Below are 1,688 nucleotides of genomic sequence, written 5' to 3'. Positions count from 1 at the left end.
CGCTGCCGCTCGGCAAGCTGTTCCTGGCCGCCTATCTGTTCATCATGATCATTTTCCTGGCCTCGCACATGGACGCGGTGGCCTACACCATGGCCGCCACCAGCACCCGCAACCTGCAGGAGGGGCAAGATCCCAGTCCGATGCTGCGCCTGTTCTGGTGCGTGGTGATCACCCTGATCCCGCTGTCGATCCTGTTTACCGGCGCCTCGCTGGACACCATGAAAACCACGGTGATCCTGACCGCGCTGCCGTTCCTGCTGGTGCTGCTGGTGAAAACCTACGGCTTTGCCCGCTGGCTAAAGCAGGACTACGCGGCCATCCCGGCGCACCTGATCGAAAGCAGCCCGCCGGCGCTGCCCGAAGCACCGGCGGCCGCCGAACTCCCCGCTCCATCGTCGTATCAACCGCGCCCTATGGCGAAATGACAATAAGAAAAGAGGAAGGTTAACTTATGAGCACTCTGATCCCTGAATTTACCTTACCGAAAGATTTCTGCGCCGACGCCCGTGAGGCTTACACCATTCCAGCCCGGTTCTATACCCACCAGGCGGCGTTCGAGCACGAAAAAGAGCAGGTGTTCGCCACCAGCTGGATTTGTGTGGCGCACCGCAGCGAGCTTGCCCAACCGAACGACTACATCACCCGCGAGATCATCGGTGAAAACATTCTGGTGGTGCGCGGCCGCGACAACGTGCTGCGCGCCTTTTACAACGTCTGCCCGCACCGCGGCCACCAACTGCTGGCGGGCGACGGCCGGGCGAAGAACGTCATCACCTGCCCTTATCACGCCTGGGCGTTCAAGCTGGACGGCGAACTGGCGCACGCGCGCAACTGCGAAAACGTGCAGAACTTTGATAAGGAAAACTCGCACCTGATGCCGGTGCGGGTCGAAGAGTACGCCGGGTTTATTTACGTCAATCTGGACTCGCAGGCCGGCACGGTGGAAGACCAGCTGCCGGGCCTCGGCGCCAAAGTGCGCGAGGCCTGCCCGCAGGTCGAAGAACATCGTCGACAACTACCTCGAGTGCTACCACTGCGGCCCGGCACACCCCGGCTTCGCCGACTCGGTGCAGGTCGATCGCTACTGGCACACCCTGCACGGCAACTGGACGCTGCAGTTCGGCTACGCCCGCCCTTCCGAGCAGTCGTTCAAGTTTGAAGAGGGCAAAGAATCCAGCTTCCACGGCATCTGGCTGTGGCCGTGCACCATGTTCAACATGCCGCCGCTGGAAGGCATGATGACGGTGATCTATGAGTTCCCGGTCGATGCGGAAACCACCCTGCAGCACTACGACATCTACTTCACCAACACCGATTTGAGCGACGAACAGCTCAAACTGATCGACTGGTACCGCGACGTGTTCCGCCCGGAAGATTTGCGGCTGGTGGAAAGCGTGCAAAAAGGCCTGAAGTCGCGCGGCTATCGCGGCCAGGGGCGCATCATGGCCGACGGCGCCGGCAGCGGCGTCAGCGAACACGGCATCGCCCACTTCCACAACCTGCTGGCGCAGGTTTATCAACCTTGATGCGACGGGGCCCGCGGGCCCCTTTCCCCTGACTTGTGAGGTTCTTGTGAAAATTTCCGATCGGGCGCTATTCCGCCAACAGGCATATATCAACGGCCAATGGCGCGACGCCGACAACCAGGAAACCCTGCCGGTGAGCGATCCCGCCACCGGCCGGCCAAT

Annotated in this window: 2 protein-coding genes and 1 pseudogene; all 3 read left to right on the top strand. The window is 61.5% G+C overall.

Features of this window, described 5'->3' with window-relative positions; all coding sequences use genetic code 11:
• Positions 1 to 425: BCCT family transporter (locus ACZ6S8_RS39570; protein ID WP_469463251.1), on the top strand; the 425-nt coding region annotated here is incomplete at its 5' end.
• 26 nt (positions 426 to 451) lie between these two features.
• A pseudogene (locus ACZ6S8_RS39565) lies at positions 452 to 841 on the top strand (aromatic ring-hydroxylating oxygenase subunit alpha); the annotation flags it as partial.
• Between the two features lie 76 nt (positions 842 to 917).
• The gene (locus tag ACZ6S8_RS39560; protein ID WP_469463252.1) at positions 918 to 1,526 is read left to right on the top strand and encodes an RHO alpha subunit C-terminal catalytic domain-containing protein; all 609 of its coding nucleotides are present in this window, start codon (positions 918 to 920) and stop codon (positions 1,524 to 1,526) included.
• Positions 1,527 to 1,688 lie beyond the last annotated feature (162 nt).

Source organism: Streptomyces sp. NPDC048461, from assembly GCF_055587105.1.
The sequence above is the reverse complement of the archived record's forward strand: the minus strand, read 5'-3'. Positions and strand labels throughout refer to the sequence as shown.